Source organism: Rhizobacter fulvus, from assembly GCF_964020785.1.
The window spans coordinates 5,353,845-5,379,478 of the sequence record NZ_OZ224516.1 but is presented as its reverse complement, the minus strand read 5'-3'; the positions used below and the strand labels follow the sequence as shown (position 1 = coordinate 5,379,478).

At 68.8% G+C, this 25,634-nt stretch carries 25 protein-coding genes; 14 read left to right on the top strand and 11 right to left on the bottom strand.

Annotated elements, in window-relative coordinates:
- Positions 1-35 precede the first annotated feature (35 nt).
- A complete protein-coding gene (locus ACWH49_RS25440; protein ID WP_448173970.1) occupies positions 36-593 on the top strand; it encodes an NADPH-dependent FMN reductase in 558 nt (185 codons plus the stop codon).
- The gene (locus ACWH49_RS25435) at positions 593-1,711 is read left to right on the top strand and encodes an NAD(P)/FAD-dependent oxidoreductase (RefSeq protein WP_448173969.1); all 1,119 of its coding nucleotides are present in this window, start codon (positions 593-595) and stop codon (positions 1,709-1,711) included. Before ACWH49_RS25440 ends, ACWH49_RS25435 begins: the two co-directional genes overlap by 1 nt.
- Here ACWH49_RS25435 and ACWH49_RS25430 read toward each other — a convergent pair.
- The 5 genes from ACWH49_RS25430 to ACWH49_RS25410 all read right to left on the bottom strand — a co-directional run bounded on the left by ACWH49_RS25430 (position 1,692) and on the right by ACWH49_RS25410 (position 5,471).
- Complete coding sequence (locus ACWH49_RS25430; RefSeq protein WP_448173968.1) at positions 1,692-2,471, bottom strand: arginyltransferase; 780 nt, start codon at positions 2,469-2,471, stop codon at positions 1,692-1,694. The two genes, ACWH49_RS25435 and ACWH49_RS25430, sit on opposite strands and share 20 nt — an antisense overlap.
- On the bottom strand, positions 2,468-3,238 hold the full coding sequence (gene aat, locus ACWH49_RS25425; RefSeq protein ID WP_448173967.1) for a leucyl/phenylalanyl-tRNA--protein transferase: 771 nt from the start codon (positions 3,236-3,238) through the stop codon (positions 2,468-2,470). Before aat ends, ACWH49_RS25430 begins: the two co-directional genes overlap by 4 nt.
- Positions 3,239-3,254: 16 nt before the next feature.
- Positions 3,255-4,037: a 3-hydroxybutyrate dehydrogenase gene (locus tag ACWH49_RS25420; protein WP_448173966.1), complete on the bottom strand. Its 783-nt coding sequence runs from the start codon at positions 4,035-4,037 to the stop codon at positions 3,255-3,257.
- Positions 4,034-5,230: a patatin-like phospholipase family protein gene (locus tag ACWH49_RS25415; protein ID WP_448173965.1), complete on the bottom strand. Its 1,197-nt coding sequence runs from the start codon at positions 5,228-5,230 to the stop codon at positions 4,034-4,036. Before ACWH49_RS25415 ends, ACWH49_RS25420 begins: the two co-directional genes overlap by 4 nt.
- Before the next feature lie 82 nt (positions 5,231-5,312).
- Positions 5,313-5,471 (bottom strand): DUF3309 family protein, encoded by a 159-nt coding sequence (locus ACWH49_RS25410; protein ID WP_082548784.1) that lies wholly within the window; start codon positions 5,469-5,471, stop codon positions 5,313-5,315.
- Between the two features lie 212 nt (positions 5,472-5,683).
- On the opposite strand from ACWH49_RS25410, the gene ACWH49_RS25405 reads away from it, so the two are divergent.
- The 7 genes from ACWH49_RS25405 to ACWH49_RS25375 are packed head-to-tail and all read left to right on the top strand — an operon-like array spanning position 5,684 to position 13,893.
- A complete protein-coding gene (locus ACWH49_RS25405) occupies positions 5,684-8,041 on the top strand; it encodes a bifunctional salicylyl-CoA 5-hydroxylase/oxidoreductase (protein WP_448173964.1) in 2,358 nt (785 codons plus the stop codon).
- Positions 8,042-8,052: 11 nt separating this feature from the next.
- Positions 8,053-8,586 (top strand): MarR family winged helix-turn-helix transcriptional regulator, encoded by a 534-nt coding sequence (locus ACWH49_RS25400; RefSeq protein WP_056463431.1) that lies wholly within the window; start codon positions 8,053-8,055, stop codon positions 8,584-8,586.
- Complete coding sequence (locus ACWH49_RS25395) at positions 8,583-9,449, top strand: enoyl-CoA hydratase family protein (RefSeq protein WP_448173963.1); 867 nt, start codon at positions 8,583-8,585, stop codon at positions 9,447-9,449. The genes ACWH49_RS25400 and ACWH49_RS25395 overlap by 4 nt, the downstream gene beginning before the upstream one ends.
- Before the next feature lie 2 nt (positions 9,450-9,451).
- On the top strand, positions 9,452-10,639 hold the full coding sequence (locus ACWH49_RS25390; RefSeq protein ID WP_448173962.1) for an acyl-CoA dehydrogenase family protein: 1,188 nt from the start codon (positions 9,452-9,454) through the stop codon (positions 10,637-10,639).
- Positions 10,640-10,644: 5 nt separating this feature from the next.
- A complete protein-coding gene (locus ACWH49_RS25385) occupies positions 10,645-11,037 on the top strand; it encodes a RidA family protein (protein WP_056463424.1) in 393 nt (130 codons plus the stop codon).
- Between the two features lie 24 nt (positions 11,038-11,061).
- Positions 11,062-12,243: an acyl-CoA dehydrogenase gene (locus ACWH49_RS25380; protein WP_448173961.1), complete on the top strand. Its 1,182-nt coding sequence runs from the start codon at positions 11,062-11,064 to the stop codon at positions 12,241-12,243.
- A 15-nt stretch (positions 12,244-12,258) separates the two neighbouring features.
- Positions 12,259-13,893: an AMP-binding protein gene (locus tag ACWH49_RS25375; RefSeq protein ID WP_448173960.1), complete on the top strand. Its 1,635-nt coding sequence runs from the start codon at positions 12,259-12,261 to the stop codon at positions 13,891-13,893.
- 7 nt (positions 13,894-13,900) lie between these two features.
- Here the strand turns inward: ACWH49_RS25375 and ACWH49_RS25370 are convergent, their stop codons facing one another.
- Positions 13,901-14,896, bottom strand: a complete 996-nt coding sequence (locus tag ACWH49_RS25370) for a S1C family serine protease (RefSeq protein WP_448173959.1) — start codon at positions 14,894-14,896, stop codon at positions 13,901-13,903.
- A 91-nt stretch (positions 14,897-14,987) separates the two neighbouring features.
- Here ACWH49_RS25370 and ACWH49_RS25365 point away from each other — a divergent pair, with 91 nt between their 5' ends.
- Positions 14,988-15,731, top strand: coding sequence for a ProQ/FINO family protein (locus ACWH49_RS25365; RefSeq protein ID WP_448173958.1), 744 nt, complete (start codon positions 14,988-14,990; stop codon positions 15,729-15,731).
- 15 nt (positions 15,732-15,746) lie between these two features.
- On the opposite strand, the gene ACWH49_RS25360 is transcribed toward ACWH49_RS25365, so the two are convergent.
- From ACWH49_RS25360 to ACWH49_RS25350, 3 genes are all read right to left on the bottom strand, one after another.
- Positions 15,747-16,991 (bottom strand): MFS transporter, encoded by a 1,245-nt coding sequence (locus ACWH49_RS25360; protein WP_448173957.1) that lies wholly within the window; start codon positions 16,989-16,991, stop codon positions 15,747-15,749.
- A 78-nt stretch (positions 16,992-17,069) separates the two neighbouring features.
- The gene (locus tag ACWH49_RS25355) at positions 17,070-17,264 is read right to left on the bottom strand and encodes a hypothetical protein (protein WP_056463409.1); all 195 of its coding nucleotides are present in this window, start codon (positions 17,262-17,264) and stop codon (positions 17,070-17,072) included.
- Positions 17,265-17,403: 139 nt separating this feature from the next.
- Entirely contained in the window at positions 17,404-18,474 is a 1,071-nt protein-coding gene (locus ACWH49_RS25350) for a DUF1996 domain-containing protein (protein WP_448173956.1), read from the bottom strand.
- 236 nt (positions 18,475-18,710) lie between these two features.
- Between ACWH49_RS25350 and ACWH49_RS25345 the strand changes: the two genes are divergently transcribed.
- Together ACWH49_RS25345 and ACWH49_RS25340 are read left to right on the top strand one after the other, a co-directional pair.
- Complete coding sequence (locus ACWH49_RS25345) at positions 18,711-18,956, top strand: hypothetical protein (protein ID WP_448173955.1); 246 nt, start codon at positions 18,711-18,713, stop codon at positions 18,954-18,956.
- A gap of 86 nt (positions 18,957-19,042) precedes the next feature.
- Positions 19,043-19,294 carry a hypothetical protein gene (locus tag ACWH49_RS25340; RefSeq protein WP_448173954.1) on the top strand — a complete coding sequence of 84 codons (252 nt, stop codon included), beginning with the start codon at positions 19,043-19,045 and terminating at the stop codon, positions 19,292-19,294.
- Between the two features lie 74 nt (positions 19,295-19,368).
- Here ACWH49_RS25340 and ACWH49_RS25335 read toward each other — a convergent pair whose 3' ends face one another.
- Entirely contained in the window at positions 19,369-22,557 is a 3,189-nt protein-coding gene (locus tag ACWH49_RS25335) for an ATP-binding protein (protein ID WP_448173953.1), read from the bottom strand.
- Between the two features lie 40 nt (positions 22,558-22,597).
- Positions 22,598-23,503 (bottom strand): ribosome biogenesis GTPase YlqF, encoded by a 906-nt coding sequence (gene ylqF, locus ACWH49_RS25330; RefSeq protein WP_448173952.1) that lies wholly within the window; start codon positions 23,501-23,503, stop codon positions 22,598-22,600.
- Between the two features lie 621 nt (positions 23,504-24,124).
- Between ylqF and ACWH49_RS25325 the strand changes: the two genes are divergently transcribed.
- Positions 24,125-24,628, top strand: a complete 504-nt coding sequence (locus ACWH49_RS25325) for a hypothetical protein (protein ID WP_448173951.1) — start codon at positions 24,125-24,127, stop codon at positions 24,626-24,628.
- Positions 24,629-24,830: 202 nt separating this feature from the next.
- A complete protein-coding gene (locus ACWH49_RS25320) occupies positions 24,831-25,373 on the top strand; it encodes a DUF3280 domain-containing protein (RefSeq protein ID WP_448173950.1) in 543 nt (180 codons plus the stop codon).
- Positions 25,374-25,634 lie beyond the last annotated feature (261 nt).

The following is a 25,634-nucleotide window of genomic DNA, read 5'->3' as shown; positions in this document are numbered from 1 at the left end:
GTGCATGTTCATCACGCCGGCCACGGCGGAAGGGAATGACCATGCACCAGGTCGCCGTCATCGTCGGGAGCCTGCGCCGGGAATCGATCAACCTGCGGCTCGCCCACGCCCTCGCCGGGCTGGCCGGCCCCGCGCTGCAACTGAACCTGCTCGACCTGTCGGACCTGCCGCTCTACAACGACGACCTCTGGCAGTCGCCTCCCGACGGCGTGCTGCGCCTCAAGCGCGAACTCGGCGCTGCCGACGGCGCGCTGTTCGTGACGCCCGAGTACAACCGCGGCATCCCGGCGGTCACCAAGAACGTGGTCGACTGGGGCTCGCGGCCGATGGGGCAGAGCGTCTGGCCCGGCAAGCCCACGGCCATCGTCGGCACCAGCCCGGGCGCGATCGGCACGGCGGTCGCGCAGTCGCAGCTGCGCGGCGTGCTGGCCAGCTGCGGCGTGCGGCTGCTCGGCCAGGCCGAGGTCTACCTCCAGAACAAGCCCGGCCTGATCGCCGACGATTTCAGCGTGACGGACGAGAAGACGCGCGGTTTCCTGCAGGGGTTTCTCGGCAAGTTCGCCGCGCACCTCGAGCCTGGCGCGGCGCGTTGATGGACCGCGTCGACGCGGTCGTCATCGGCGCGGGCGTCGTCGGGCTGGCGATCGGGCGAGCCCTGGCCCGGCGCGGGTTGGAGACGATCGTGCTCGAACGCGCCAACGCGATCGGCACCGGCACGAGCTCGCGCAACAGCGAGGTCATCCACGCCGGCATCTACTACCCGGCCGGCTCGCTGAAGGCGCGCCTGTGCGTCGCCGGTCGCGAGGCGCTGTACCGCTATTGCGAAACGCATGGCGTCGAACACCGGCGTTGCGGCAAGTTGCTGGTTGCGACGAACGAGGCGCAGCGCGGCAAGCTCGAGCAGATCCGCACGCAGGCCGCCGTCAATGGCGTGCACGACCTGCGTCCGCTGGACGCGTCGCAGGTGCGCGCGCTCGAGCCCGAACTGGCGGCGATCGCGGCACTGCACTCGCCGTCGACCGGCATCGTCGACAGCCACGGCCTGATGCTGGCGCTGCAGGGCGACCTGGAAGCCGCCGGTGGCGCGCTCGCGCTGCTGTCGCCCTTCGTTGCGCTGGAGCGCGGCGGTGACGCGCACGTGGTCACGATCGGTGGCGACACGCCGATGCAACTGGCCGCGCGCTTCGTCGTCAATGCTGCGGGGTTGTGGGCGCCGGCGGTGGCCGCCCGCGTCGCCGGCCTCGCGCCGGCCCAGGTGCCGCTGGCGCGCTACGCGAAGGGCAACTACTTCTCGCTCGCGGGCCGGGCGCCGTTCACGCACCTGATCTACCCGATTCCCGAGGCCGCCGGCCTGGGCGTGCACCTGACGCTCGACCTGGCCGGACAAGCGCGCTTCGGCCCCGACGTGGAATGGATCGCGCCCGCGACGCCGGACGACATCGACTACCGCGTCGACCCGGGCCGCGCGACAGGTTTCGAGGCCGCGATCCGTGCGTACTGGCCCGGCCTGCCGGCCGGCGCGCTGCAGCCGGCCTACAGCGGCGTGCGGCCCAAGCTGCAGTCGCCCGGCGAGGTCGCGCACGACTTCGTGCTGCAGGGCCCGGCGGAGCACGGGATCGACGGGTTGATGAACCTGTACGGGATCGAATCGCCCGGGCTGACCTCCAGCCTGGCGCTGGCGGACGAGGTGGTCAGCCGGCTGACGGCGTAGCCGCGGCCGGCTCCGCCGCGCTGGCATCGCCGTCCTGCCATTGCCCGTTCACCAGCAGCTCGTGCGGGCGGAATTGCGCCTTGTACGCCATCTTGCCGCTCTGGCCGATCCAGTAGCCCAGGTAGACGTGCGGCAGCTTCAGCAGCCGCGTCTGCTCGATCTGCCAGATCACGCTGTAGGTGCCGTAGCTGGTGTGCGGCTCGGGTTCGTAGAACGTGTAGACCGCCGAGAGTCCGTCGTTCAGGACGTCGAGGATCGAGACCATCTTCAGCACGCCCGGCCGACCGTCGACGCCCGGCTCGCGGAACTCGACCAGCCGCGAATTGACCCGGCTCTGCAGCAGGAACTGGGTGTACTGGTCGACGCTGTCGTGGTCCATGCCCCCACCTTCGTGGCGGCCGGCCTGGTAGCGCAGGTAGAGCTGGTAATGCTCGGGCACGAAGCACAGCCGCAGCACCCGCGCTTCGAGCCGCGCATGGGCCTTGACGGCGCGGCGCTGGCTGCGCGTGGGCACGAAGCGGGCCACCGGGATGCGCAGCGGCAGGCAGGCCTTGCAGCCGTCGCAATACGGCCGGTAGGTGAACATCCCGCTGCGCCGGAAGCCGTTGGCGACGAGGCCGGAGTAGGCGTCGGCGTGGATCAGGTGGCTGGGCGTGGCCACCTGCGAGCGCGCCCGGCGGCCCTCGATGTAGCTGCAGGGGTAGGGGGCCGTCGCATAGAACTGCAGCGAGGCGAGCGGAAGTTCTTTCGGGTGGGTCACTGGCCGGGATCCTGGTCAGGGCGCTGGGCGGCGGCATCGTCGAGATGTCGCCACATCGACAAATCATAGGTCCAATCGAGGATCGGCGGTTCCCCCAGACTGCGGGACAGGCGGGCCTCGAACTCCGTGCGACGGAGCTCGCGCGCGCCCATCGAGGCGAGGTGGCTCGTGTGCTGCTGGCAGTCGATCATCGGCACCCGGTGCTCGCGGCAGAAACACACCAGCGCGGCGAACGCGATCTTCGAGGCGTCGGTCCGGTGCGCGAACATCGACTCGCCGAAGAACATGCGGCCGATTCCGATGCCGTACAGGCCGCCGACCAGCTCGCCGTCGATCCAGGTCTCGACGCTGTGCGCATGGCCGAGCGCGTGCCATTCGCAGTAGGCCTCGATCATCTCGGGCACGATCCAGGTGCCGTCCTGCCCCTCGCGCGGCGTCTGCGCGCAGGCGGTGATGACGCGGCGGAACGCGGTGTCGATGCGAAGTTCGCAGCGCGCGTCGGCGGCGAACCGCCGCACCGTCTTGCGCAGCGAGCGCGACAGGCGGAACTCCGGTGTCAGCAGCACCATGCGAGGGTCAGGGGACCACCACAAGACCGGCTGGCCTTCGCTGTACCAGGGGAAGATGCCGCGCGAATAGGCCTCGGCCAGGCGCTGCGGCGTCGGGTGGCCGCCGGCGGCCAGCAGGCCAGGGGCATCGCTGCCCAGCGGCAGCGCCAGGCCCGTCGCGGGCAGCGGATCGTCGGGGCCGCGCAGCCAGTGGATCACGGCAGCCCCCGTTCGATCACTGCATGAACCAGCCGTGGCTCACCACCAGCGACTGGCCGGTCAACGCGTTGGTCTCGAAGCCGGCGAACAGCAAGGCGACTTCGGCCACGTCCTGGACGGTGGTGAATTCACCGTCGACCGTGTCCTTCAGCATCACCTTCTTCACCACGTCCTCCTCGCTGATGCCCAGCGCCTTCGACTGCTCCGGGATCTGCTTCTCGACCAGCGGCGTGCGCACGAAGCCCGGGCAGATCACGTTGGCGCGGATCTTGTGCTTGCCGCCTTCCTTGGCAACCGTCTTGCACAGCCCCATCAGTCCGTGCTTGGCGGTCACGTAGGCCGACTTCAGCACCGACGCTTCCTTCGAGTGCACCGAGCCCATGTAGATGATTGAGCCGCCGGTGCCCGACTTCTGCATCAGCGGCACGACCGCCTTGGTGGTCAGGAACGCGCCGTCGAGGTGGATCGCGAGCATCTTCTTCCAGTCGGCGAACGGGAACTCCTCGACCGGGTGCACGATCTGGATGCCGGCATTGCTGACGAGCACGTCGACCGTGCCCCAGGCCGCGACGACCTCGGCCACCGCCGCATCGACCTGCTCCTCGCTGGTCACGTCCATCGCCACCGCCATCGCGGTGCCGCCGGACGCCGTGATCTCGTCGGCGGCGGCCTGCGCGGCGGCCTTGTTCAGGTCGGCGATGACGACCTTGCCGCCTTCGCGCGCGTAGGTCTGCGCGATGGCCTTGCCGATTCCGCTGGCCGCGCCGGTGACGATGCAGACCTTGTCCTTGAGCTTCATGAACGGTTCCCCTGTGCTGTGAGATGGTGGGCTATGGATGTCGATCGGGATTCTGCGGTCAGATCGAAGACGTGCACGCCGCCGTCGGCGCGCCGGTGCGCGATCCAGCGCGGGTCGTGCAGCGTGTGCGCCATGTCGGTGCGGCCCGCGTCCCAGTGCTCGCGCATCGACAGGCGCGAGAACTCGTAGTCCTTCGACTGGCTCTCGTAGTGCTTGCTGCGGTAGATCAGGTGCACCACGTCGACGGCGTACTCGGGGCGCAGTTGCGCCAGGGCGCGCACGTCCGGGTCGTCGCGCAGCGCGGGCGGCAGCTTGTCGATCAGGCGCCGCGCCGCCTGCGCGATCACCTGACGATCGAGTTCGTTGGTGGTGTTCAGCCGGGTGCGGCTCGAGAAGCGGATGTCCTTCTCGCGCTCGGTGACTTCGGCCAGCGTGCGCGGCAGCGCGCCGGTGGCCGGGAACAGGTCGACCTGGAACACCACGCGGCGGCGCTGGCCGGGCTGGTCGAGGACGTACTGCAGGGGCGTGTTCGAGACCAGCCCGCCGTCCCAGTAGTGCTCGCCGTCGATCTCGACCGGCGGGAAGACCGGCGGCAGCGCGCCACTGGCCATGATGTGGCGGGCATCGATGGCCTGCTTCGTCGAGTCGAAGTACTCGAAATTGCCGCTGCGCACGTTGACCGCACCGATCGACAGCCGCAGCGGGCCGGCGTTGATGCGGTCGAAGTCGACGAGCCGTTCCAGCGTCGCTTTCAAGGGCGCGGTGTCGTACCAGCTGATCGACCCGACGGAGCCGGCGGGCTGGACGGGGGCGGGTGGCCATCTTGGAGAAAAGAAGCCCGGCACGCCGAACAGCATGGCCTGCGAGGCACTGAACTCGTTGATGCGCTCCCGGACCGGGGGCAGCGCGGGGTGCGACGGCGCGGTGACCGCTGAGCTGACCAGATCCCAGAACTCGCGCAGGCGCTCGACCCGTCGCTCGGCAGGGTTGCCGGCGATCAGCGCGGCGTTGATCGCGCCGATGGAGATGCCGGCCACCCAGGTGGGCTCGCTGTACACGCCGGCCAGCGACTCGAACACACCGGCCTGGTAGGCGCCGAGGGCGCCCCCGCCTTGCAGCACGAGGATGCAGTCTTCGTCGGGACGGTGCAGGCGCACCGCGGGTGCAGAAGGGATCGGACGCGACGAGGACATGGGCTTGGCGACAGCGGAAAGCCGCCTCGGGCGGCGGCTGTGTTGCCAAGCATAGCGCGGGCCACCCGGTGGCCCGCGTCGACTAGATCTTGCCCATCACCAGCAGCACGATCACGATGATCAGCACAAGGCCGAGACCGCCGCTCGGGCCGTAGCCCCATGAACGGCTGTGCCCCCAGCTCGGGAGTGCGCCGATCAGCAGCAGGATCAGGACGATCAGAAGAATGGTGCCCAGGGTCATGTAGTTCTCTCCTTGTGGTTGTCGATGTCGAAACGTTATGCGAACGTATCCGTTCGTGACACGTGCGCACCCCGCGAGGGGCTGTGGGCGGCGGACGCGTCTCGCGGTGGGGGTCTGTCCTACACGAAGGCTGCAACCTGGTCGCGCAGCGCCGCTTGACATCGACCCGGGAGCACTCCAAAATGCTTCATAACTGAATGATTCATGACTCCATGAAAATCGTCTGCATCGGCGGCGGCCCGTCGGGTCTTTACTTCGCGCTGTTGATGAAGCAGCAGGACCCGGCACACGACGTGACCGTCGTCGAGCGCAACCGGCCGTACGACACCTTCGGCTGGGGCGTCGTGTTCTCCGACCAGACGCTGGGCAACCTGCAGGCGGCCGACCCGACCAGCGCCGCGCAGATCCTCGATGCGTTCAATCACTGGGACGACATCGAGGTCAACATCCGCGGGCACAAGGTGCGTTCCGGCGGTCACGGTTTCTGCGGCATCGGCCGCAAGCGGCTTCTGAACATCCTCCAAGCGCGCTGCGAGCAGGTCGGCGTGAAGCTCGTGTTCGAAACCGACGTGCAGGGCGACGATGCCTATCCCGACGCCGACCTGATCATCGCCAGCGACGGCCTGAACAGCCGCATCCGCACTCAGCACGCTGCCACCTACCAGCCCGACATCGACACCCGCCTGTGCCGCTTCGTCTGGCTCGGCACGCACAAGCTGTTCGAGGCCTTCACGTTCGCGTTCGAGGAGACCGAGCACGGCTGGTTCCAGGCCCACGCGTACCGTTTCGACGACACGACCTCGACCTTCATCATCGAGACGCCCGAGCGCGTGTGGCTCAAGGCCGGGCTGGACAAGATGGAGAAGGAGGAGGCGATCGCGTTCTGCGAAAGGCTGTTCGCCAAGCACCTCGACGGCCACGCGCTGATCTCGAACGCCAGCCACCTGCGCGGCTCGGCGCAGTGGATCAAGTTCCCGCGCGTCGTCTGCAAGCACTGGGTGCACCACAACGGCCACGCGCCGGTGGTGCTGATGGGCGACGCCGCCCACACCGCGCATTTCTCGATCGGCTCGGGCACCAAGCTCGCGCTCGAGGACTCGATCGAGCTCGCGCGCAGCATCGCCCAGCACCCCGGCGACCTGGCCGCCGCGCTGCAGCACTACGAAGACCTGCGCAGCATCGAGGTGCTGCGGATCCAGAACGCGGCGCGCAACTCGACCGAGTGGTTCGAGCATGTCGACCGCTACGTCAATCTGCCGCCCGAGCAGTTCGCGTATTCGCTGCTGACTCGCAGCCAGCGCATCAGTCACGAGAACCTGCGGCTGCGCGACAAGGCGTATGTCGAGAACTACGAGGACTGGATCGCCGAGCGGGCAGGCGCACCGCGCGGCGCAGGCCACGGCCCGGTGCCGCCGATGTTCACGCCCTTCACGGCGCGCAGCGTGACGTTGAAGAACCGCATCGTCGTCTCGCCGATGGCGCAGTACTCGTGCGTCGACGGGCTGCCCGCCGACTACCATTTGGTGCACCTCGGCGCGCGCGCGATGGGCGGTGCCGGGCTGGTCGTGGCCGAAATGACCTGCACCTCGGCCGACGCGCGCATCACGCCCGGCTGCCCGGGCCTGTGGAATGCCGCGCAGCGCGACGGCTGGAAGCGCATCGTCGGCTTCGTGCACGGCAACAGCGACGCGAAGATCGCGATCCAGCTCGGCCACGCCGGCGCCAAGGGCTCGACCCGGGTCGCCTGGGACGGCATCGACCGCCCGCTGGAGGCCGGCAACTGGCCGCTGCTCTCGGCCTCGCCGCAGCAGTACCTCGACGGTGTCAGCGACTGGTCGCGGGCGATGACCCGCGCCGACATGGACCGCGTGCGCGACGACTTCGTCCGCGCGACGCAGCTCGCCGCCGAGGCCGGCTTCGACTGGCTGGAGCTGCATTGCGCCCACGGCTACCTGCTGTCGTCGTTCATCTCGCCGCTGACCAACCAGCGCACCGACGAGTTCGGCGGTTCGCTCGCCAACCGGCTTCGCTACCCGCTCGAGGTGTTCGCGGCGGTGCGCGCCGTGTGGCCGGCGCAGCTGCCGATGTCGGTGCGGATCTCGGCGCACGACTGGGTCGAGGGCGGCATCACGCCCGACGACGCGGTCGAGATCGCCCGGGCCTTCAAGGCCACCGGCGCCGACCTGATCGACTGTTCGTCCGGCCAGGTGAGCAAGCAGGAGCAGCCGGTGTTCGGCCGCATGTTCCAGACGCCGTTCGCCGACCGCGTGCGCAACGAGGCCGGCATCGCGACGATCGCGGTCGGCGCGATCAGCGAGGCCGACCACGTCAACAGCATCATCGCCGCCGGCCGCGCCGACCTGTGCGCGATCGCGCGCCCGCACCTCGCCAACCCGGCGTGGACGCTGCTGGAGTCCGCCAAGATCGGCTACACCGAGATCGAATGGCCGAAGCAGTACCGCGCGGCCAAGTCGCAGCTCGAGCGCAACCTCGAACGCGAGCGGGCCGCTGCCGCGCAAGGCGCCGGCGGCTCCGCGATCGAACAGGCGAACCGGGCGCCCGGCGTCTGAACGGGACCGCGATGAAGCACCACGACGCCTCCCACGCGCTGCTCAGCGAAGCGCACGAGCTCGGCCACGAGGGCCGCGCCGCCAGCGACGACCACGCCGCGCTGAAGCTGTGGCTGCGCATGCTCGCGACCACCACCCACATCGAGGCCGAGATCCGCACCCGGCTGCGCGAGCGCTTCGACATCTCGCTGGCGCGCTTCGACTACATGGCGCAGCTGTTCCGCCACCGCGAAGGCCTGAAGATGCGCACGCTGTCGCGCTACCTGATGGTGACCGGCGGCAACGTCACCGGCCTGACCGACGAGCTCGAACGCGACGGTCTGGTGGCGCGCGAGGCCAGCCCCGACGACCGCCGCGCCTGGATCGTGCGCCTGACGACCAAGGGCCGCCGCGCATTCGAGGCGATGGCGCACGAGCACGAACAGTGGATCCTCGAGATGTTCGCCGGCCTCGACGCCCGGACCGTGCAGCAGCTCTACACCCACCTGGGCGCGCTGCGCGTGCAGCTCGTCCACCATGACCAACCTGCCGAGGAGAAGGCATGAACACCCTTGCGACGCCGGAGCGCGTCGATCCGGCGCTGGCCGCCGGCAACCGCCGGCAATTCGCCGGCTACCGTGCCACGCACTTCGCCTGGGCCGCCGCCGAGGGCGTCGCGACCGTCACGCTGAACCGGCCCGAGCGCAAGAACCCGCTGACCTTCGAGTCTTACGCCGAGCTGCGCGACCTGTTCGGCGCGCTGAAGTACGCGACCGACGTGCACGCCATCGTGCTCGCGGGCGCCGGGGACAACTTCTGCTCCGGCGGCGACGTGCACGAGATCATCGGCCCGCTGGTTCGCCTGAAGGCGCCCGAGCTGCTGATGTTCACCCGCATGACCGGCGACCTGGTCAAGGCGATGCGCGCGTGCCCGCAGCCGATCGTCGCGGCGATCGACGGCGTCTGCGCCGGTGCCGGCGCGATCATGGCGATGGCCTCCGACCTGCGGCTGGGCACGGCGCGCAGCAAGACCGCGTTCCTGTTCAACCGCGTCGGCCTGGCCGGTTGCGACATGGGCGCCTGCGCGATGCTGCCGCGCCTGATCGGCCAGGGCCGGGCGAGCGAACTGCTCTATACCGGGCGCGCGCTCGGCGGCGAGGAGGGCGAGCGCTGGGGCTTCTTCAACCGTCTCGTCGCACCGGAGGCGCTGCTGAACGAGGCCACCGCGCTGGCGCGCGAACTGGCCGCCGGCCCGACCTTCGCCAACGGCATCACCAAGACCATGCTGCATCAGGAATGGGCCATGACGATCGAGCAGGCGATCGAGGCCGAGGCGCAGGCGCAGGCGCTGTGCATGCTGACCGAGGACTTTGCGCGGGCCTACCACGCGTTCGTCGCCAAGACGAAGCCGACGTTCGAGGGCAACTGAGCATGGCCGACGTTCGCTACCTCGACTGGCCGTTCTTCGAGGACCGGCACCGCGCGCTGGCCCGTGCGCTCGATGCCTGGGCGGCGCATCACATCACCGACGCCCATGGCGATGTCGACGCGCAGTGCAAGTCGCTGGTGCGCGCGCTGGGGCAGGGCGGCTGGCTGCGTCACGCGGTCGGCGGGCTGGCGCACGGTGGTGCGTCCGACCAGATCGACACCCGCGCGATCTGCCTGATCCGCGAAACGCTGGCCCGGCATTCGGGGCTGGCCGATTTCGCGTTCGCGATGCAGGGCCTCGGCTCAGGTGCGATCAGCCTGGACGGCAGCGCGGCCCAGAAGGACGCCTACCTCGGCCGCGTCGCGCGCGGCGAGGCGATCAGCGCGTTCGCGCTGTCGGAACCCGACGCCGGCTCCGATGTCGCGGCGATGGCCTGCGAAGCGCGCATCGATGGCGACCACGCGGTGCTGAACGGCGAGAAGACCTGGATCTCGAATGGCGGCATCGCCGACTTCTACGTCGTGTTCGTGCGCACCGGCGAGGCGGCCGGTTCGCGCGGCATCTCCGCGTTCATCGTCGACGCTGGCACCCCGGGCTTCGAGATCGCCGAGCGGATCGACGTGATCGCGCCCCACCCGCTGGCGCGGTTGCGCTTCACGGACTGCCGTGTGCCTCTCGGCCAGCGCGTCGGTGCCGCCGGCGAGGGCTTCAAGGTCGCGATGCGCACGCTCGACGTGTTCCGCACCTCGGTCGCGGCCGCTGCGCTCGGCTTTGCGCGCCGCGCGCTCGACGAGGCGCTCGCCCGCGCGACCACCCGCAAGATGTTCGGCGGCGTGCTCGCCGACTTTCAGCTGACCCAGGCCAAGCTCGCGCAGATGGCGCTGACGATCGACAGCGCCGCGCTGCTGACCTACCGCGCGGCCTGGCAGCGCGACGAGGGCCGCAACGTGACCCGCGAGGCGGCGATGGCCAAGCTGGCCGCCACCGAAGGCGCGCAGCAGGTGATCGACGCCGCGGTGCAAATGTGGGGCGGCGCCGGCGTCGAGCACGGACGGCCGGTCGAGAGCCTGTACCGCGAGATCCGCGCGCTGCGCATCTACGAAGGCGCGAGCGAGGTCCAGCAACTGATCATCGCCCGCGAACTGCTGAGGGACGCGCGCGCCGCGTCCTTCACGTCCCTCAAGGAATGAACGCCATGGAAGTTCTTCTCCCCCCCGGCTGGCCGCGCCCCAAAGGCTACGCCAACGGCGTCGCCGCGACCGGCCGCCAGGTCTTCATCGCCGGGATGATCGGCTGGGACGCGCAGGGCGTGTTTCACACCGACGACTTCGCCGCCCAGGTGCGGCAGGCGCTCGAGCACATCGTCGCGGTGCTGGCCGAGGCCGGCGGGCGGCCCGAGCACATCGTGCGCATGACCTGGTACGTGACCGACAAACGCGAATACCTCGCCGCCGGGCGGGAGATCGGCCGGGCGTTTCGTGAAATCATCGGGTCCTACAACGCCGCGATGACCGCGGTCGAGGTCAAGGCCCTGATCGAAGACCGCGCCAAGGTCGAGATCGAGGCCACGGCCGTGATTCCGACCTGATTCAACGACCTGGAGAGCACCCCGATGGCCACCACCAAAGCATCCTTCCACTGGGACGACCCGCTGCTGCTCGACCAGCAGCTCACCGACGACGAGCGCGCCGTGCGCGACGCCGCTGCAGCCTACTGCCAGGAGCGCCTGGCCCCGCGCGTGACGATGGCGTTCCGCGAGGGCACGACCGACCCGGCGATCTTCCGCGAGATGGGCGAGCTCGGCCTGCTCGGCGCCACCATCCCCGAGGCCTACGGCGGCGCTGCGCTCAACTACGTCTGCTACGGCCTCGTGGCCCGCGAAGTCGAGCGGGTCGACTCCGGCTACCGCTCGATGATGAGCGTGCAGTCTTCGCTCGTGATGGTGCCGATCAACGAGTTCGGCACCGAGGCGCAAAAGCAGAAGTACCTGCCCAAGCTCGCCCGCGGGGAGTGGATCGGCTGCTTCGGCCTGACCGAGCCGGACCACGGCTCCGACCCCGGCAGCATGGTCACCCGCGCCAAGAAGGTGGATGGCGGCTACAGCCTGACCGGCGCGAAGATGTGGATCACCAACAGCCCGATCGCCGACGTGTTCGTCGTCTGGGCCAAGGACGACGGCGGGCAGATCCGCGGCTTCATCCTCGAGAAGGGCGCCAAGGGCCTGAGCGCGCCGGCGATCCACAGCAAGGTCGGCCTGCGCGCCAGCATCACCGGCGAGATCGTGATGGACAATGTGTTCTGCCCCGAGGAGAACGCGTTCCCCGAGGTGCGCGGCCTGAAGGGCCCGTTCACCTGCCTGAACAGCGCCCGCTACGGCATCGCCTGGGGTGCGCTCGGCGCCGCCGAGGACTGCTTCCACCGCGCCCGCCAGTACACGCTGGACCGCAAGCAGTTCGGCAAGCCGCTCGCTGCGAACCAGCTGATCCAGAAGAAGCTGGCCGACATGCAGACCGAGATCACGCTCGGCCTGCAGGGCTGCCTGCGGCTCGGTCGCATGAAGGACGAGGGCACGGCGTCGGTCGAGATCACCTCGATCATGAAGCGCAACTCCTGCGGCAAGAGCCTGGACATCGCCCGCGTCGCGCGCGACATGATGGGCGGCAACGGCATCTCCGACGAGTTCGGCGTGGCGCGGCACCTCGTCAACCTCGAGGTCGTCAACACGTACGAGGGCACGCACGACGTGCATGCGCTGATCCTCGGGCGCGCGATCACCGGCATCGCGGCTTTCTGACGGAGAAGGGCGGCCATGGCTGACAGCGCGCACGTCGACACCTTCGCACGCGATCACCTGCCGCCCGCGGACCAGCAGCCGGAGTTCATCTTCGAGCTGCCGGAGCTGCAGTTTCCCGACACGCTGAACTGCGCCACCGAGCTGCTCGACCGGCATGTCGCCGAGGGCCGCGGCGACCGCCTGTGCCTGCGCGCGCCCGGCGGGCTGGCGTGGACCTACGCCGAGCTGCAGCGCCACGCCAACCGCATCGCCAACGCGCTGGTGCGCGACATGGGCCTGGTGCCCGGCAACCGGGTTCTGCTGCGCGCGGCGAACAAGCCGATGCTGGTGGCGTGCTGGTTCGCCGTGATGAAGGCCGGCGGCATCGCCGTCGCGACGATGCCGCTGCTGCGCGCGAAGGAGCTCGGCCAGATCATCGACAAGGGCCGGGTCACGCACGCGCTGTGCGATGTGGCGTTGCGGTCCGAGCTCGACGCCGCGGCGGCCGCTCACCCGATGCTGGCACGCACGTTGTGTTTCGGCGACGCGGCCGCGGCCGACGGCCTCGAGGCGCACATGGCCGCTCGGCCGGCGACGTTCGACAACGTGCCGACCGCCGCCGACGACACCTGCCTGCTCGCGTTCACCTCCGGCACCACCGGTCAGCCGAAGGGCACGATGCACTTCCATCGGGACGTGATGGCCAGTTGCGCCTGCTTCCCGCCGCACGTGCTGCGTGCAACTGCCGACGACGTGTTCATCGGCAGCCCGCCGCTCGCGTTCACCTTCGGCCTGGGCGGGCTGACGCTGTTCCCGATGAGCGTCGGCGCGTCGACCGTGCTGCTCGAGAAGGCTTCGCCGCCCGACCTGCTCGACGCGATCGGCCGCTTCGGTGCGACGGTGCTGTTCACCGCGCCGACCTCGTACCGCGCGATGGCGCCGGGCGCACGCGAGCGGCGCCTGTCCGCGCCGCTCGGCGGCCCGCTGCGCAAGTGCGTGGCCGCCGGCGAGGCGCTGCCGGCCGCGACGCGCCAGCTCTGGTTCGAGGCGACCGGGCTGCAGATCATCGACGGCATCGGCGCGACCGAGATGCTGCACATCTTCATCTCCGCCGACGAGGAACACGCGCGCCCCGGCGCGACCGGCGTCGCGGTTCCCGGCTACCGCGCCTGCGTGATGGACGAGCAGGGCGTCGAGGTGCCGCGCGGCACGATCGGCCGGCTCGCCGTGAAGGGCCCGACCGGCTGCCGTTACCTCGACGACCCGCGCCAGGCGAGCTACGTCGGCCAGGGCTGGAACTTCACCGGCGACGCCTACCTGCAGGATGCCGACGGCTACTTCCACTACCAGTCGCGCACCGACGACATGATCATCTCGTCCGGCTACAACATCGCCGCGCCGGAGATCGAGGAGGTGCTGCTCACGCACCCGGCGGTTGCCGAGTGCGCCGTGATCGGCGTGCCCGATGCCGAACGCGGCCAGATCGTCAAGGCCTTCGTGGTGCTGCGTGAGCCGGGCTCTGCGGGCGAGTCGACCGTGCGCGCGTTGCAGGACTTCGTCAAGGGCGCCGTCGCGCCCTACAAGTACCCGCGCGCGATCGAGTTCCGTGACGCACTGCCGCGCACCGGCACCGGCAAGCTGCAGCGCTTCCGGCTGCGCGACCCGGGCTGAGCGCCCCTCAGGCCGCCGGCACCCGCTCGGTCGGCCGCAACTGCAGGTAAAGCGGCTGCGGCGACAGCGTGCCGCGCAACAGCTTCAACGCGCAATCGCGCTGGATCCGGCTCGCGTCCAGCGTCTGGTGCAGGCGGTCGACCGAGTCGATCGCCACGCCGTCGATGCCGATGATCACGTCGTCGACCCGCACGCCCGCCACATCGGCCGGGCTGCCTTTCTCGACCTGCAACACGCGCACGCCGCTCGCCTGGCTCAACCCGTGAGCCAGCACCACGCGGCGGTGCAGCGGCGTGGTGTTGCCGCCGACGCCGAGGTGGCCGCGCCGCACCCGGCCGTGCTGCAGCAGCTGCGGGATGACCCAGGTCGCGATGTCGATCGCGACCGCGAAGCAGATCGAGTTGGCGCCGCGGATGATCGCGGTGTTGACACCGATCACCTCGCCGCGCGCGTTCAGCAGCGGACCGCCGGAGTTGCCGGGGTTGAGGGCCGCGTCCGTCTGGATCACGTTCGGGATCAGCCGGCCGGTGCTGGTTCGCATGCTGCGGCCGAGTGCGCTGACGATGCCCGAGGTCACGGTGTGCTCAAAGCCCAGCGGGTTGCCGATCGCGATCGCGATCTCGCCGCGCTTGAGCCCGACCGAGGTGCCCAGCGGCGCGTGCTGCAGCGGGCCTTGCGACAGGCCGTCGATGTGCAGCACCGCGAGGTCGGTGTCCGGGTCGTCGCCGACCCAGCGCGCCCGGTACTCGCGCGCATCGGCCAGCGAGATGCGGTAGGCGGGCCTGGGCGCGCCGGCCGGCCACCCCGGCTTGCCCGCGCGCACGACGTGCGAGTTCGTCAGCAGGTAGCCGTCGGGCGTGAACAGGAAGCCCGAGCCGCCGCCCGCATCCGCGGCACCCGCGTCCCCGACCTGCACTGCGGCCACGCTCGGCCCGAGCCGCTCGACGACCTCGCTGACGGTGTGCGAATAGGCATCGAGCAGGAAAGCATCCGTTGCACCCATGAGTCAACTCCCCCAATGCATCCGGAGTTCGGGGTGGCGCGCCGATTTGCAAGCACAATCCAGCCCTTCCTCCGCCCTACGTTCGCGTTCCATGTCCGACCCCACTCCGCTGCCCACGACTACCGAGCCCGTGACCCCGCCCGCGACCGAGGCGACGCCGGCATCGCAGGCCGCAGCCGATGCACCTGCGCCCGCGCCCGCGCCGGCGTCGGCACCCGCCGCCGCGCCGATGTCCCCGGCCGAGTGCGCGCAGCAGCTGAAGCAGCGCTTCCCCGCGCTGTTCGGCGGCGCGGTCAAGCCGCTGAAGCTGCGGATCCAGGTCGACATCCAGGAGCGCGCGCCGGGCGTGTTCTCCAAGCAGGCGCTGTCAGCGTTCTTTCGCCGGCACACCGGCAGCACCTCGTACCTGATCGCGGTCACCAAGGCACCGACCCGCTTCGATCTGGACGGCCAGCCGGCCGGCGAGATCACCGACGAGCACCGCAAGGTCGCGCAGGACGAGCTCGCACGCCGCCGCGGCAACCAGGAGGAGCGCCGCCAGCTCGAGGAGCAGCAGCGGCGCAACCGCGCCGGCCTGCTGCACGACTTCCAGACCACCACGCTGACGAAGGCGAACTTCTGCGCGCTGAAGGGCGTGCCGATCGAGGAGCTCGACGGCCTGCTCGAGATCGCGCGCACCGAAGCGCAGGAGCGCGCGCGCCAGCTGCCGCCGGCGTTCGAGCAGCGCCAGCAGCGGCCGCCGCAGCGACCGCGTGCCGACGGCCCGGACGCCGGCCCGCGCGGCCCGCAGCGCCGTCACGGTGGCGGCAATCCGCCGCCGCGCCGACCGCGCTGACGCGCTGGCGCGTCGCTAGGCCGCGGCGGCCACGCCGGCCTCGAGCGACTGGCGGCGCCGCCGCAGGCGGCTGAAGGTCAAGGCGACGGCCAGCACCCCCGCGGCGCCGAACGCGATCACCGGGCCCGTTCCGATCCGCACCACGAGCGCGCCGGCGATCCCGACGCCGACGGCCTGCCCGAGAAAGAAGCTCGAGGCGAATGCCGACACCGCTGCACCGCGCCGCTCGGGCGCCATCTGCGTCGCGTTGATCTGCAGCGTGTTGTGCAGCATGTAGAAGCCCAGCCCGGCGACGAAGCAGGCGGGCATCGCCCACCACCAGGCGGGCGCCAGGCCGACCGCGGCCAGGGCCGCCGCGAGGATCACACCGCCCACCCCCGTCAATCCGACTTCGCCGAGCCGCCGCACCAGCAGCGCCGAGGCCAGCGCGAACAGCAGGCCGCCGAAGCCGAACAGCATCACCATCGAGCCGGCGGTCGACAGCGCCACGCCGAAGTGTTCGTGCAGGTGGGTGGCGATGAAGGCGAACGATCCGTACAGGAAGCCGCCCTCCAGGAACACGGTGGCGAGCACGACGCGCGCCCACGGCTGCCGCAGTACCTGCGCGAACTCGCCGGCCATCCGCGCGACGGCGTGACCGTCGCCACGGCGGGTCAGGCGGGCCGCGGCGGGCAACTGGCGGTTCATCGCGAAGAGCGCCGCGCTGATCAGCGCGAAGCCGACGCCGATGGCGAAGAACGGCAGGCGCCAGCTCGCCTGCTCGGCCGCGACGCCGCCGACGAACACGCCGGCGGACAAGCCCAGGATCTGGCCGATCAGGAAGCGTGCGAGGACGGGTTGGCGGCGCTCGTAAGGCACGACGTCCCCGATCCAGGCCATCGCCAGCGGGATGATCGCGGCGGCCGTGGCACCGGCCACCAGACGCGCCGCCACCAGCAGGGGGAAGTCGGGTGCGAGTCCGCAGGCCGAGGCGGTGAGTGCGCACGCGGCGCAGCCCCAGGCGATCACGCGGTATTTGCCGAAGCGGTCGCCGACCGGGCCGAAGAACAACTGCGACAGGCCGTAGGCGATCGAGAAGGCCGTGATGACGGCGGCCGCCTGGCCGAGGCCGATGCCGAATTCGCGTGCGAAAAGCGGCAGCATCGCGTCGGTCAATCGCAGCGATACGCCGCTGCCGAAGGCCGCGAGCGCCAGCGCGGGGACCGCGAGCGGCGGCAGGGTGGGTGAGGTCGGTGCGGCGTCGTCAGCGGTCAGGGCCATGCCGCATTCTCGCGGCTGCGCGCAAGACCGTGCGCCGCCGCCGGCGCGCTCACCGTGCTAGCGGGTGCGAGCGGGGTGCTAGCGCGCGAAGCTCAGCAGCGCGTCGTTGCACTGCTCGTCGGCCGGTTGCAGCGAGGCGATCTCGCGCTCGGTGGCCGACAACTCGTCGGCCAGCCGGTCGATCCGTCCGCTGTGCCAGGGCTGCGCGCGGTAGGCGATCGACAGCTCCTGCTTCAGCCGAAAGTACCGCCCCATCAATTGCTCGAGGTCCATGGAAAGCTCCTTTGCTGCAGTGCAGTATGGAACAGCCCGCAAGGCCCGCGTGTAAGACAACACCCACTGAGATCCCCGCGATCGCGGGGGAGCGACGCCCACAATGTCACGCTTGAGGTGTCTGCATGTTTCCGAGGCCTCAGTAGATCATCCGGCCGTCCCCCAGCAAGTGGGAATGGCAGTCCTTCTTGGCGACCAGGCAGTGCTTGAACCAGGCCTCGCTGACGTCGTGCTTCCAGCCGTTGAACCAGTCGCCGTGGGCCGAGTAGCCGCCGGGCTTCTGCGCGTCGTACAGGTCGCTCGCCAGGCGCCAGTTCCTGGACGCGTCGAGCGTCTTGGCGGTGTAGATGACGTTGAAGGTGATCTGCGGCAGGATCACCGGGTGCGAGCGGGGGCACACGTGCATGAACCAGCCCTTCTTGCTTGCCGGGTCGCGCACCTGCACGGTGTAGCTCATGTGGCTCTTGTGGTCCGGGCTGTCGAGGTTGACGCCGTCCCAGCACTGCGGAAAGAAGATCTCCTGCCAGATCGACGCGCCGAGATCGCAGTTCGGGATCTCGCTGCCGTACTTGTCGTTCTCGTTGCGCGGGCCGCCGATGCACTTGTAGCGGTAGGCGAACGGGTCGCCGGGCTTCGGCGGCCCGCTGGACGCCGGATTGCCGGCGATCATCCGCAAGCCCTCGGGGATGCCTTGGGTCAGCTTGTCCCCGGTCGTGAAGCCGCTCTTGTAGTAGACGCCGATGTCGTCGGGCATCACCGGTTTGCCGGTGGCGGTGTCGATCATCGTCGGCACCCAGTACGCCGATCGGTTCGCGGTGCCGCCGCGGCAGGTGCTCGCGCCCGAATCGAGCAGGCTGCGGGTGGTCGAGTTCTCGTCGACCTTCACGTTGCCGAAGAAGGTGTGCAGGTGCGACTGGTCGACCTTGCCCGGGAACACGATCGGATCGATGCGCGCCACCTTGGCCAGCGTGCACGAGGTGCGGAAGGCGCCGCTGTCGCTGTCGGGCGCGACCTCGTCGGTGCGCTTGACGCGGAACTCGTTGCTGCCGGCGCCGCGCGGGACCAGCCCCGGCGGAATGCGGATGATCGGGCCCACGTTGTCGACCATGACCGTGCGGTCGTCCGGGGTCGCGGTCGGCTCGGGCCCGGCTTGGGCGCCGCCGCCGGTGGCGAGCGTGGCCAGCAGCGCGAGCAGTGCAGAACGGGTCATGCGAACGATCCTGTCTCGGTGTCGGGCCGGGCGAACCGGCGATCTGGGCGATTCTCGCCGCCTGCAATACCCCACCGGCGCGTGCTGCCAAGTGCCTGGCGTGGTGGCCTACACGCGCCCGCGCGGGCTGCCTACAGCGCTGGCGCCTGCCCCGCGCGAGCATCTGGGCCGGCCGATCTGGCCGCTTCGGTTTGCCAGCGGCGACCGACATTCAACCACTCCCTCGGGGACGACTCATGAATAAAGCAATTGCCCTCCTCACCGCGCTGTTCGTTGCCGGCGCTGCACACGCCCAGGCGGGTACCGCCGTCAAGGAGGCCGGCAAGGCCACCGCGGAGACCGCGAAGCAGGCCAAGGAGAACGTCGAAGGCGCAGTGACCGGCGAGCCGAAGAAGACGTTGCACAAGGCCAAGGCCAAGGTCCACAAGGCCAAGGCCAAGCAGCACGGCGAGAACGCCAAGGCCGCGGCCAAAGCGATGTAAGGCCGCCACAGCGGCACGCTTATCATGGCGGCCGCTGAGATCGACAGGCGATCCAGAACATCAATCAGTACAAACGGAGTGACCCCATGAACAAGCTTCTCATCGCCCTGGCCATCGCCTTCGCCGGCACCGCCTCGTTCGCCCAGACCGGAACCGCCGTCAAGGAATCCGGCAAGGCCGTCGCCGAAAAGGCGAAGGAAGGCAAGGAAACCGTCCAGGCCGCCGTGACCAGCGAGCCGAAGAAGACCGCGCACAAGGCCAAGGCCAAGGCGCACAAGGCCAAGGCTGCCAAGCACGACGCGAAGGCCAAGGCCGCCGGCGACCAGATCGCCAAGTAAGACCCGTCGGCCCGGCGCCCGCCGGGCCGCTCCGAACATGCGCCGACCGCGCGGCGCGATGCGCTGAAGCGTCGTCAGACGTGGCCCACCGGGCTCAGCAAGCGACGCATGTTCTTCAGGAACGAATCGAATTCCAGCGGCTTGGTCCAGTACTGCAAGGCGCCCGCCTTCGCCGCCGCGTCGACCTCCTCGGGCATCGCGGTGGCCGACAGGGCGACGACGCGCAAACCCCGCGTGGTCGGTTCGAGACGGAGTTCGGCCAGAACGTCCGCGCCCTCCATGTCGGGCAGACGCATGTCGAGCAGGACCAGGTCGATCGCCGCCGAGCGTGCCAGCGCGACTCCCTGCGCGCCGGTCTCCGCATGCAGCAGCGTCACGCGGGGCCAGCGCAGCAGCAAGTGCTCCACCACCATGAAGTTGACGGCGTTGTCCTCGATGTAGAGCACGAGCCCGGCGGGCTCGTCGGCGTCGACGCCGCCCTCGCTCTGTGGCTCTAGCGTGCCCGGCTGCGAGTCGGGCTCGAGGTTGGTGCGCAGAGTGACGCGCATCCGGGTGCCGACGCCGACGGTGCTGTGGACCTCGATCTCGCCATGCATCAAGTGAACGAGCTGGCGCGAAAGCGCCAGGCCAAGGCCGGTGCCCTCGATGCCGTTGCGCTCGCGGCCGAGACGGTTGAACGGCTCGTAGAGGTGCTCGAGTTGCCCGCTGTCCATCCCGATGCCGGTGTCGATGATGTCGATGTGGGTGTGGTGCGCATCGCCTGCGACGCGAACCTCCACCGATCCGGCCGGACGGTTGTACTTGATCGCGTTGGACAACAGGTTGATGACGATCTGCCGCAGGCGTCGCGGATCGCCCCAGACGGAGACCGGTTGCGCCTGCCGACACGTGGCGATGACGCGAATGCCCAGTTCATCGGCGCCGGGCTGGTTGATCCGGATCGCTTCCTCGAGCACGTCCAGCACGTCGACCCGGCGGTCCTCGACGGAGACATGGCCCGCTTCGATCTTCGACACGTCCAGCACGTCGTTGATCAGTGCGAGCAGGTGCCAACCTGCTACCCGGATGCGCTCGACCTGGTTGAATTGGGACGACGTCATCGGTTCCTGCTTGTCGCCCTGGAGCAACTGCGCAAATCCGAGCACCGCGTTGAGCGGCGTGCGCAGCTCATGGCTCATGCGCGAGAGGAAATCGGTCTTGGCGCGGCTCGCCGACTCGGCCGCGACTTGCGCGATGCGCGCCTCCTGCGCCTGGCGCAAGTCGGTCGCGTCGCGGATCACCACGGTCATCAACGCCGACTCGCCCTGGCCCAGCCGCGAGATCGACGCTTCAATCGGGAACTCACGGCCGTCCGCGCGCACGGCGCTCAGACTGTGCAGCCCCATGCGGCGCGCCGTGCTGCCGGTCTTCGAGAATTGCTCGAGATGCCCGTGGTGGGCCATTTGCAGGCGCCGCGGCACGAAGCGGTCCAGCGTCTGGCCGAGCACGCTGCCAGGCTCGACGAGAAACATCTCCCCGGCCGCGCGATTGAACAACTGGATCCGGTACCGGGCGTCGATCGAGATGATCGCGTCCATCGCTGTGTCGACCAGACCGGCCAACTGCTGCTCGTGCATCCGCAGCGCCTCGGCGCGGGCAAAGTTGTCGAGCGCGAACGACATGTCCTCGGTCATTTCGTCGAGCAGGTCGATCACGCGCTCGCCGAAAAAGCCGACCGAGGTCATGTGCAGGGTCAGCGTGCCAATCGTCCTGCCGGCGCAACGGAACGGACAGGCCGCGATCGCATGCGTGCCGATGGCCGCGCCGAAGTCGCGCCATGGAAGGGTCCGCGGGTCCTTGTAGACATCGTTCGAGATCTGACGCTGACCGGTGAATGCGGCCAACCCCGACAGGCCCGAGCCTGTCACCGTGCGGTCGGCCACGTGGACCTTGAGGTTGCGTACGAAGTCGTCCGCGGGGCCGGCCCAGGCCACGTGCGTCAACGTGTCGCCGTCGACGAGCGAGACGTAGGCGATGCTCGCATGGCCGTTCTCGACGCAAATCCGGCAGATCTCCTCGTACAGCGCCTGCGCGCTGGTCGAGCGCACGATCGCGCCGTTCGTGCGCGACAGTGCCTTGTAGAAATCGAGATGGCGCGCTCCGGCGTCGAGCATCGTGTTGAACTCGTGCGCCACCTCGCCGAACTCGCCCGGCAGGTCGTGCGGGGCCCGCACGTCGAGTCTGCCGCCGCCGATGGCGCGCGCGGCTTCGACCAATGCATTCAGCGCGCCCACCATCCGGCGTGACATCAACAGCGCCAGCACGATCACGGCGATCAGCACCGCCGCCGTGATAGCGAGGTTCTCGCGGTACTCCCGGCGCGAGGGCCCGAGCAAATCGTCCGACGGGATGCTGACCCGCGCCTCCCATTGCATCAGCGGCACCGGCTTGTGAGCAAACGCACGTTCGACACCGTCGATGCCCGGCGCGATGCCGGTATCGCCCGGGTTGACGACTTGCGCGCGGGCCAGGGCGGCGCCGATGTCCTTGCCGACCAGGTCCCGAAACGCCGGACGCGCGGTCAGGATGGTGCCGCTCGCGTCGTAGAGCAGGACGCGGCTGTTGGGCGGGAGGGCGTAACGCGACCAATCGCCCTGGAGCGACTCCAGGTCGAGCAGAACCGTGACGGTGCCGACTCGCGTGCCGTGGGCGTCGCGCACCGGAGCGCTCGCCGCCGCGACCAGCCGCTCGATGACGGGAGCCATGAACGGCTTGCTGACGGTGAACCGGTCACTCGCCTGCGCCGCCTGGAACCACGGCCAGCCCGACCAGCTGTCGGGAACCGGCCCGGGGCCGCGAACCGAGAGGCAAGTGGGCTTGCCGGCCGCATCGGTCACCAGCACATTGGCAACGTGCCGGCGGCGCTTGCTCACGTCTTCGAGCAGCGGGTCGCAATGCCGGCTGTCCATCGACCGGACCATCGGCCGTCTGGCAATGAAATCCAGGTATTGGGAGGTGTCGACGAGCCAGGTCTGAGCGTCGTGCGCGATGCCTGCGGCATCGTTCTCCATGGCGCGGAACGCCGCCTCCCTGGTGTGCCGCGAGTCCTGCTCGAGCTGGCGAAACTGGAGAAACAACAACGGCACCGCGACCGCCGCGATCAGCAGGACCAACTGGCGAAACATGTACCGCGGTTGGCGCATCGCACCTCGACTGAGGACCAACACGCATGAGCGTGCTGTTGATAATCGTAAGCTTGGCAGAAGCGAGCGCGAAATGCGCATCCTAAATCGATGTTGGAAGCACTCTATCCCGATAGCGCTTCTATCTGCGCCGTGCCTGCTTCGTCGCGCGCCTCTCGGCGTCGAGCGCGTGCGCGCGCGCGGTCCACTGCGCGAAATCCTCGGGCGACTCCAGGGTGATGCGACCCCACGCGCCGGCGCGGAAGTCGTTGATGGCGATCTCCGCGGCCTTCTGCAGGTTGACCTGGCCACCCGCCCGCAGGCCGCCGCGCTTGCGGCCGACCTCGGCCAGCAGATCCTCATCGCTCAACGATGCCGGATCACCCAGAGGGTAGCGGGCCTGTAGCCGCTCGGCATGGCGACGCCGGATGTTCGACAGCAGCGCCAGCGCCACCTCTTCCTCGTCATACGCATTGCGACCGATCCCACCGCTTGCCGCCAGGTGATAACCGCTTTGCTCGACGACGATGCGCGGCCACAGCATGCCCGGCGTGTCGAACAGCTGGAAATCGCTGGCCAGCATGATCTTCTGCTCGACCTTCGTGATGCCCGGTTCGTCGCCCGTCTTGGCCGCGCGATGACCGGCCAACGTGTTGATCAGGGTCGACTTGCCGACGTTCGGAATGCCGCAGATCAGCACCCGCAGCGGCTTGACCATGCCGCCGCGCAACGGCGCCAACGCGCGGCACGCAGCCACGAGCTGGCGCGCCGGCGCCGCCACGCTCGCGTCGAGGGCCAGTGCGTTCGTGCCGGGCAGTGCACGGTAGTAGGCCAGCCAGCGCTCCGTGAGCTCCGGTTCGGCGAGGTCCTGCTTGTTGAGCACTTTCAGCGCAGGCTTGCCGCGCGTCAACTCCGCCAGCAGCGGATTCGAGCTCGAACCGGGCAGCCGCGCGTCGAGCAGTTCGATCACCACGTCGATCTCCGGCAATCGCTCGGCGATTGCCTTCTTCGTCGAGTGCATGTGGCCGGGGAACCATTGGATGGGCATGACGGGAGCCTACAGCGAAATCCGCCATCGCCGGAACCGATGCGCGCTTGAGCGCCTGTCGTCGAACGCCATGATGCGGCTGCGGTAGATTCGAGTCGGGCATGACCGAATTTGCCTTCCAGATTGCACTTGCCCTCGGCGTCGTTCTCACGTTGAGTGGAGGGAGGGGGCGGCAGTTGTGCTGAACGTTGAAGCGGCGAGCCCAGGCCGCGGAGGGCGGCCTCAAGCAGGTTCTAAAGGCGGCACCGGCGGCTGCTCCGAAGGCAGTTGAGGAAATAACACCGCGTCGCGCCCGACGGTTCAGCCCGAAGACGTTGCAAGCGCAGCGCACACGCCTGGGCCTGTCTGCGGGTGACGTGGGCCTGTTAGTGGGCGCCACTGGCCAGTCGATCTACCACTGGGAGAGTGGGAGTGCGGTTCCGCGTCAGAAGCATCTTGCGGCCATTGCTGCGCTAAAGACTCTGGGCAAAAAGACCGCGGCAGCGCATCTCGAGTCGATCGGACAGGCCAACACGACTGCAGAGGGATGAAGAGGTCAAGACGCCGATCAAGTGACCCCGCCAGTGGACCCAGAGCGTCACAGCATTCAACGTCGGCTCCCTTCTGTGTCACGATCGAGAAATGAAAGCTCTTCTTCTCGGCTTCTCGATCATCCACGGCCTCATGGCATTTCTCTTTGCCGCCGCCGCCGTTGTCTTAATCACAATCGCAGGCAAGGTAGGGTGGCTTGCGGTTGCGAGCGGGCTCAATCGAGATGCAGCGCAGCAGATCATTGAAGGACTCGGTTTGCTTGCCGCAGCCGTCGTAGCCCTTCAAATTGCTCAGACGATCGCCGAAGAGGAGGTCGTGCGCGACGCTCAGATCAGCGGTCCCACTCGCGTCCGACGCTTTCTGTCCAGATTTCTTGTCGTCGTCGTCGTTGCTCTGACCATTGAGGGCCTGGTGGCAACTTTCAAGGCGGGCCATGAGGACCCTGCACACCTCCTGTATGCGGCTGCCCTAGTTTCGTCCGCGGGAATTCTTCTGATCGGTTGGGGAGTGTTCCTCCGGATGAATCGATACGCAGAAGAACTCGAGCCTGAAGCCATGGCGGAAGCGAAGCAAGAAGACAAGAAGATGAAGTGAGAGGCCTTACTGCCGGACGCCCGCAGAGTCCGCGCGTCTCATCCTGATTCTGGTCGCCATTTGAATCCTGCTCTTGTTTCTGTTCGCTTTCGAGATCGTCAGTCCAGATTCGCTGATGACCGGCTTTCGAGTGGGGCTGACCTGCAGCTGCAGCGGCGCAATTCCCCCTGATCGCCGACAGGGCCGTTAAGTAGGAGACGAAATGAATCGCAGGCGTTGGTTAAGCGGAGTTGCCATCGGTTCGTGGATTGGCACGGGACCAGCATTGGCGCAGTCGGCCGCTCCAGCGCGAAGCCTCACCGTTCTGGACTTTGAGCTGGTTGACGACCAGAACAACCCATTGACGAAGGCGGCGCAGGTGATCCGCTTGGCCAACGCCACCGCGCAGCTACGCCGCGAGCTCGATGAGCGCCGTCTTTATCGTGTCGTCGACCCGGCACCTTCGCAACCGCTGCAGGATCAGCTCCGCGCGCAGCAAGAGTTCATCTATCGCTGCGACGACTGTGCCGCACAGATTGGCCGTCAACTCGACGTCGACCTTGTGATGACGCCCTGGGTGCAAAAGGTCAGCGAGTTGATCCTGAACCTCAACGTGCAGATCTACGACGTGAAGGCGGCGAAGGTGCTGTTCAGCAAGTCAGTCGATCTGCGCGGAAATGATGATGTGTCGTGGACTCGGGCAGTCAGATACCTGGTGCGCGACATGGCAGAGAAACGTGAGCGCAATCCGAAATACGGACTCTGACCGGGACTTTCACCACTTACGGCCCTTGGCCCTGTTAGCCCTTGCCGCGGCTTCCTGGATCGCCTTCTGGTCCGTCGCGTTGTACCCGTAGGTGCGCGGGTCAGGTAAGTCTTCTCGCTTCGCGCCCCATGAGGCCAGCAGTTCGGGCTGCGGTCCGGAGTGATCTGATGGGCCTATTCCAGCGCCCCGATGCACCACTGCCTGACGCCACGCAGCAGGATCCGCGAAGGAAGCTGCACCAGCAGTGGCCAAGAGTGGGCC